The organism is Jeotgalicoccus psychrophilus DSM 19085, assembly GCF_000425845.1.
GTDB classification, from domain to species: domain Bacteria; phylum Bacillota; class Bacilli; order Staphylococcales; family Salinicoccaceae; genus Jeotgalicoccus; species Jeotgalicoccus psychrophilus.
On the sequence record NZ_AUEF01000029.1, the window covers coordinates 1 to 6,701 of the forward strand.

Annotated in this window: 6 protein-coding genes and 2 tRNA genes; all 8 read right to left on the reverse strand. The window is 41.0% G+C overall.

Features of this window, described 5'->3' with window-relative positions:
• Positions 1–38: 38 nt before the first annotated feature.
• The 8 genes from rlmH to H625_RS0108710 all read right to left on the reverse strand — a co-directional run bounded on the left by rlmH (position 39) and on the right by H625_RS0108710 (position 6,525).
• Positions 39–518, reverse strand: coding sequence for a 23S rRNA (pseudouridine(1915)-N(3))-methyltransferase RlmH (gene rlmH, locus H625_RS0108675; RefSeq protein WP_026859558.1), 480 nt, complete (start codon positions 516–518; stop codon positions 39–41).
• 315 nt (positions 519–833) lie between these two features.
• A complete protein-coding gene (locus H625_RS0108680) occupies positions 834–1,622 on the reverse strand; it encodes an MBL fold metallo-hydrolase (RefSeq protein WP_035785647.1) in 789 nt (262 codons plus the stop codon).
• A 5-nt stretch (positions 1,623–1,627) separates the two neighbouring features.
• Positions 1,628–2,365: a two-component system regulatory protein YycI gene (gene yycI / locus H625_RS0108685; RefSeq protein WP_026859560.1), complete on the reverse strand. Its 738-nt coding sequence runs from the start codon at positions 2,363–2,365 to the stop codon at positions 1,628–1,630.
• Positions 2,365–3,681: a YycH family regulatory protein gene (locus H625_RS0108690; RefSeq protein WP_026859561.1), complete on the reverse strand. Its 1,317-nt coding sequence runs from the start codon at positions 3,679–3,681 to the stop codon at positions 2,365–2,367. Before H625_RS0108690 ends, yycI begins: the two co-directional genes overlap by 1 nt.
• On the reverse strand, positions 3,674–5,524 hold the full coding sequence (gene walK / locus H625_RS0108695) for a cell wall metabolism sensor histidine kinase WalK (RefSeq protein WP_026859562.1): 1,851 nt from the start codon (positions 5,522–5,524) through the stop codon (positions 3,674–3,676). Before walK ends, H625_RS0108690 begins: the two co-directional genes overlap by 8 nt.
• Positions 5,525–6,226: a response regulator YycF gene (yycF, locus tag H625_RS0108700; RefSeq protein WP_026859563.1), complete on the reverse strand. Its 702-nt coding sequence runs from the start codon at positions 6,224–6,226 to the stop codon at positions 5,525–5,527.
• A 120-nt stretch (positions 6,227–6,346) separates the two neighbouring features.
• Positions 6,347–6,419, reverse strand: a tRNA-Asp gene (locus H625_RS0108705).
• A gap of 34 nt (positions 6,420–6,453) precedes the next feature.
• Positions 6,454–6,525: transfer RNA gene (locus H625_RS0108710), tRNA-Glu, on the reverse strand.
• Between the last annotated feature and the right edge of the window lie 176 nt (positions 6,526–6,701).

The window sequence follows — 6,701 nt, forward strand, 5'->3', positions numbered from 1 at the left end:
TCTGGTTACCACATGTGCGTATTGTGTCTTAACACGCACTACTTGTGATAAGCTTCATTTCTCAATATCTTATTCACTCTGAACAGCTGCTCCAGCATCATCACTTTCATCATCTGGTGCGGGTAGGTGAGGGTGCCAAAGCTGATTTCCTGGTTGCTGCGTTTTTTCACTGCATCACCGATGCCGTTGCTGCCGCCGATCACAAATACAACATCGCTTTTCCCAATATTCATCCAGCGCTGATATTCCTGTGCCAGTTTTTCACTTGTATACTGCTTGCCGTTTATTTCCAGCGTTACGACATGCTGCGTGTCTTTTATTTTTGCTAATATCTTCTCTGCTTCTTTATCTTTAATCTGCTCCAGATCTTTCGGACCCGCATTATTCGGTTCTTTCTCATCGGCTACTTCTATCAGCTCGATTTTTGCATATTTACTAATTCGTTTCTGATACTCTTTTACTGCATCAAGCCAGTATTTTTCTTTTAATTTTCCTACTGTAATCATTGTCAGTTTCATCTGTTTCACCTTCACTTTTAACGTCTTTTCCTCAATTATACAGAACTGTGGACAAATTCGTATATTTACTGCAATTTTATTAGTTATACACGTGTTATCCACAGGTTGTTGATAACTTTCCCACCTTAAATTGCGTGATTCCGCTCTTTTTTTAGACTGATTCATGCATATTTTATGTATTTTCCCACATTCCACACACTTATCCACGTTTTTATCCCAGTTATACACAACTTATCACCAAACCTGTGGATAACTTGTTAAAAGGGACAAAAATAGACCAAATTGCGCAGTTTTTCTCACAATTTGGTCTTCTTATTAAAGCTGATAAATTTCTGTCGGCACTGCCTTATCTGTATCGCATATCATTATATCGTTGTACGTATCGATGTCGTACTGATTCAGTATCTGTTCAACACTCATACGCGCCAGTTCTTTAATGTTATTATCGAGACTTAAGTGTCCTAAATAGATTCGTTTTGTATTGCTTGTTATAACGTCCTTCATCGCGTGTGCAGCATCTTCATTTGACACGTGACCGACGTCTGACAGTATTCGCTGCTTAGTATTCCACGGATATCTGCCCATGCGGAGCATGTCCACATCGTGATTTGATTCAAACAGGAAGACATCACTTTCTTTAATTATGCCTTTCATTGTGTCAGAAACATAGCCTGTGTCTGTAATCAGTGATATTTTCTTATTGTTCTGTGAGAACGTGTAAAATTGCGGATCAATCGCATCATGCGACACGTTAAATGACTGGACATTCAAGCCCGCTATTTCTTTTTCTTCAAGCGGGTTGAAGTGAAATTTCTGTGCTGTTTTAATATTGATATCTTTACGCTCAATAGCATCCCAAGTCTTCGCATTGGCATAAATAGGTATATCGTATTTCTTTGCAATCACTTTTAAGCCTTTAATATGGTCTATATGTTCATGTGTAATGAAAATCGCATTTATGTCCTGGAGTGATTTACCTATTTGATTGAGCGTTTCATCAGTTTTCTTACATGACAGCCCGACGTCTACAAGTACACTTCCTTTTTCTGTTTCAATGAATGTACTGTTGCCTGTTGAGCCGCTTGCTAATACGCTCATCTTCATTCCGTTCACTCTCTTTCAATAATATCTTCTGTCTGACTCAGTGCATCGACGTAAATTATACGTTCAATATCCTCATCAGTAATTTCAAATTGCCATTTCGGACGCATCATAACCTGATTGTCTTCTTCCAGTATGATATAGTAGCCGAGCGTTGCACTTTCTATGACTGCATTATCAGTAATATTTTCCTGCAGATAAAGTTCTTCCACAATTACTTTAGGATGACGCACGTTCTGTTCGACAGAATAGTCGCTTTCCTCGATATTTTCCACGTAGCCCTGAGTCATGCTTGCTGATTCTTCACTGAAGTACAGGCGTGCTGCTTCGTGGCTGAATATCGGATATCCTTCATAATACTGGTTAAATGCTATCGTGTCCGGTTCGCTCATTACTTTATCATAATGGTATTCTTCGCCTCTGTAAATTGAATTGTCTTTGTATGTCTTTAAGCCTTCCGGTGCGAATGTCACCGACTCATCAAGAGGCAGAGTCAGCGCCGTATCTTTCTCCGACATATCATCTTCATGCTCCAGCTCTGCCGGATCGCCGAGTATAATTTTCATCTCGACGTTTTCAAATCCGTCGAGTGCACTCGTATCAATATTTGTCTCAGACAGCACATTCGTCGTGTCTGCGAGCTCTCTGACTTCATCATTTGATTCATTATACAAAATATAAATAAGGACTAAATTCATCAGCAGGAAGGCAGCTATAAAAAGGGATTTCGTTAATTTCCAATCCATCAGGACAGCCCCCCTTCATTGAATTTCATCCACGCACCGTCGTACTTAACGTACCATTGCGGTGTATAATCGATAAACTCCAGATCCGTTTCTTCATCAGCATATGTCATATCATAGCCGAGTACGATTTTAGATACTTTCTGCAAATCAAATTTATCGTGCAGTGCAATCTGATAACGGACATTTTCAATATCTAAAAGTTCAACTTCTTCTTCATCTGATACTTTCGCGTTGGTCCGTATCAGCGGACGGGAATATTCGTATACTGAATTTGCTCCGTACTTCACAGTAATCGCTGTACTTAATCCTTCACTGAACACGACACGCCCGTTTAAAGTAGAGCGGAACGTTGCTGCATTTTCACCTGATTCATAATCAAAGAGCACATTATTCTGTGACAATCCGTTATGCGAGTTCAGGAAATAGTAAATATCCTGAATCGTCTGATGGTTATTGCCGCTTGAGGATGAGGATTCATTTAAATTTGTATAACTGTACTCATACGTATCAGTGTTGTACGTCGAAATATGATTTTCATCTTCATAAATCGACACATCACCTGAGGATGGACTTTCTTCCGGTGAATCTAAAAATAATATACGGTTCATAACGTCGGTATTAATCTGTGTAATCATAAAACGTTCCGTATTAATCGTCCCCGGTGATGACGGTCCGTAAATTGCCGTCTTATTATTCGCTGTCTGCTGATTAGTAATAATCGGGGTGTAGGATTCAAAAATATCACTGTAAGATTCAACATGACCTTTTAAGAAGTCGGCAGCAATGTCAGTTTCGACGACTGCAACTCTCGAACGGCTTTCATCCACTAAGTTGAAGACAACATTTCCTTCTTTCATATCAACTACAATCCGGTCGAAGGTAAAGTCGGGGAGTGTCGAATCATGCGACAACCCAAGCATCTGGAATAAAGATTTTGAAGGTACATCGGAATAGTAATCGATAAGCAGAAACTCTTCATCATTACTTTCTTCTCCTCTAACATCGAGGCGGTTCAAGCTGTTATAGACGTTCATACTATTAATATTGGAACCTTCAAGATTTTCACGGATACCGATTAATGCTCTCGGATCCGTCGTACCCCGCGTATTGTTCTCTCCCTGTATCCAGACAAGCTGATAGGTACTCATTACCTGTTCAAACGATATGCGTTCGCCTTGGCCGATATTCGTCGTTCCTTCGATTGTTGTATCAATCTGGGAAAATTCCGGTTCATAACTCCAGACGAGATATGTCAGCACCAGACTCGAAGCGACAATAACGATTAACAGGATGGACTTAATCCACTCTCTATACATCCCACTCATCCTCCTCTATCACTTCACAAGGCAAGTTGATAAAGATTGTTGTCCCTTCATTTTCTACGCTGTTTGCCCAGATTTTACCGTTATGCGCTTCGATAATTTCTTTTGAAATTGCAAGTCCCAGTCCTGTACCGCCCATTTTACGTGCACGGCCTTTATCTACGCGGTAAAAACGGTCAAAAATACGGTCAACTTTGTTATTTGGTATGCCGAGACCATAATCTTTTATACGTATTGTCATACGGTTATATAAAGTGTTTTGTTTTAAATGAATATCCACGCGCTTCGGTTCCCCGTGCTGATATTTAATCGCATTGGAAAGCACATTATCCAGCACCTGACCCATTTTATCCACCGAGATATCAGTGAACAGGGGAGCGTCCGGAATATGACGTGTGAAAACAACATCTTCTTTATGTGTCATTTCAAAACGGTCGATGACACGGTTAATGAAGAGTTTGAAATCCACTACTTCTTTCTGGATTTCCTCTGCATCATTATCCATACGGGATAATTGCAGCAGATCTTCAACGAGACGGCCCATACGGTCGGTCTCGGCGCGTGTTACACTCAAGAATTTCGGCGCAATTTCTTCGTCCTGCCATGCACCTTCCTGTAATGCTTCTATATAACTTCGCATAGAAGTCAGCGGTGTTCTGAGCTCATGCGATACGTTCGCAACGAATTCACGACGCTCTGCATCGATACGTTCCTGTTCTGTAACGTCATGCAGTACAGCGATATAACCGTTGATAAATCCGGTATCTGTAACGATTGTCGAGAAGTTGACGCGGAGCGTTGCTGAGTCATCCGCCGAATCGATAAATATTAAATGACTGTCGTTAGCTTCCTGAATAATGTCTTCAAGATTCAGTTCTTCGCCGAGACGCAGCAGTTCCAGCATATTTTTGCCATGCAGTTCATCCGACTGTACACCTAAGTTCAGCATACCGACTGCCATCTCATTAACGATGCGAATACGGCCTTTTCTGTCGGTGGCGATAATACCGTCCGACATATGGGTAATCACAGAGTCGAGACGTTTTTTCTCACTCTCAGTGTTCGCCTGGGCTTCCTGTACTCTTTTTGAGAGAACGTTAAAGCTGCCGGCAAGCTGACCAATCTCATCATCGCTGTATATCTGTACGCGTGATGTATAGTCGCCTTCCGACATCAGGAGTGCCTGGTTTCTCATATCTGTAATCGGTTTTGTAATTGTACGCGCGACAAAGATACCGAGAATACTCGTAATGACTAATGAAAACAGTGTCGCGATAATAAATGTATTGTTAATCGCTTCAAGCTGCATGTATATACTCTCAACATTCGACTCAACGTAAATAACACCGGCGACTTCATCATTGACTACGACCGGCTGGTTTAAAATCCATACACGCTGATTGTCTTTATCGACGTTGACGAAAATTTCATCATTTGCAATGCCTGACTGGAGAGCATCCTGTGACATCGGTTCATTAATACGGGAACCGACGAGAGACTCGTTGGAAATTCTGCTCGTTCCAACAAGAATATTATCCGCATTTATATAGCGGATTTCTTCAATTTCAGGACGATTGCCGTAATCAGTCAGCAGACTTTGAATATCCGCCCGCATCTGATCACGGTCATCTCCGTTTTCCTGAAAAATCTCTTTAATACGCGTATCAATCAGAGTGACCTGGGAATCGATATTATTTTTAAAGTTTCCCGTCAAATCCCGCTCCAGACTGTTTGTAAAATACAGTCCGATAATCTGCATTCCAATAATAATCAGCAGCATGTATATCATTACTAATTTAAACTGAAGCGATTGCAGGTTTTTTAAAAACTGCTTCATTTAGTCATCACCTTTAATATAATACCCGACGCCGCGGCGTGTCATGATGTATTCCGGATGACTTGGATCGTCTTCGATTTTCTCTCTTAAACGGCGCACTGTAACATCCACCGTACGTACATCTCCGAAGTAGTCATAACCCCATACTGTCTCCAGCAAGTGCTCGCGTGTCATTACCTGAGACTTAAATTTGGCAAGATATAAAAACAGCTCAAATTCGCGATGTGTCAAATCTATATCTTTCCCGAATTTTTTAATCGCATAAGAGTCGGGGATAACAGTAATATCCCGAATATATATATTTTTATCTTCCGGTTCATCTTCTTTAGAACTGACAGCATTATTGCGTCGTAAATTAACTTTCACACGTGCGATTAATTCGCGCGTAGAGAAAGGTTTTGTTACATAATCATCCGCACCGAGCTCAAGACCCAGCACTTTATCTATTTCGGAATCTTTGGCAGTAAGCATAATAATCGGCATATCGTGTTTTTTACGAACTTCGCGGCAAACTTCCATGCCATCGATACCCGGCAGCATGATATCCAAAAGAACAAGATCCGGTACTATATCCAAAATCAGTTCCAGTGCATCATTGCCATCGTAAGCGCAGTGAACTTCATATCCTTCTTTTTGCAAATTAAATTCAAGTATATCTGCAATTGGTTTTTCATCATCAACAACAACTATTTTCTTGGCCATTAAGATATCCCTCATTTCACGTGTACGTTATTTAGTACGTAAACTTATCCATCTTTAAATGTATCACTTTTCAGACAAATAAAAAAGTCTGCCAGCATAAATGCTGGAGACTTTATTAGACGGTCCCGACGGGAATCGAACCCGCGATCTCCTCCGTGACAGGGAGGCATGTTAACCGCTACACCACGGGACCATTTTATATAGAGTTTTTTTAATCAAAAGAAAAGTGACCCGTACGGGACTCGAACCCGTGTTACCGCCGTGAAAGGGCGGTGTCTTAACCGCTTGACCAACGGGCCATGGTAAATATTATGCGAATTGCACAAGATTTATTATACCATGATTGTGAATTTGAATACAACACCTATTTTGGACTATTTTGTCTTATGTGCAGAAAAATAGTAGGAGCAACGGGATTTGCTCGGGAATGACGGCGTTTCATTGCGGAGCAAACGGGCTTACTCGGGAATGACGG

Excerpts from the sequence above, each read along its gene's own strand:
- H625_RS0108680 (WP_035785647.1), bottom strand. The coding sequence starts at position 1,622 with ATGAAGATGAGCGTATTAGCAAGCGGCTCAACAGGCAACAGTACATTC.
- yycF (WP_026859563.1), bottom strand. The coding sequence starts at position 6,226 with ATGGCCAAGAAAATAGTTGTTGTTGATGATGAAAAACCAATTGCAGAT.
- H625_RS0108690 (WP_026859561.1), bottom strand. The coding sequence starts at position 3,681 with ATGTATAGAGAGTGGATTAAGTCCATCCTGTTAATCGTTATTGTCGCT.
- yycI (WP_026859560.1), bottom strand. The coding sequence starts at position 2,365 with ATGGATTGGAAATTAACGAAATCCCTTTTTATAGCTGCCTTCCTGCTG.
- rlmH (WP_026859558.1), bottom strand. The coding sequence starts at position 518 with ATGAAACTGACAATGATTACAGTAGGAAAATTAAAAGAAAAATACTGG.
- walK (WP_026859562.1), bottom strand. The coding sequence starts at position 5,524 with ATGAAGCAGTTTTTAAAAAACCTGCAATCGCTTCAGTTTAAATTAGTA.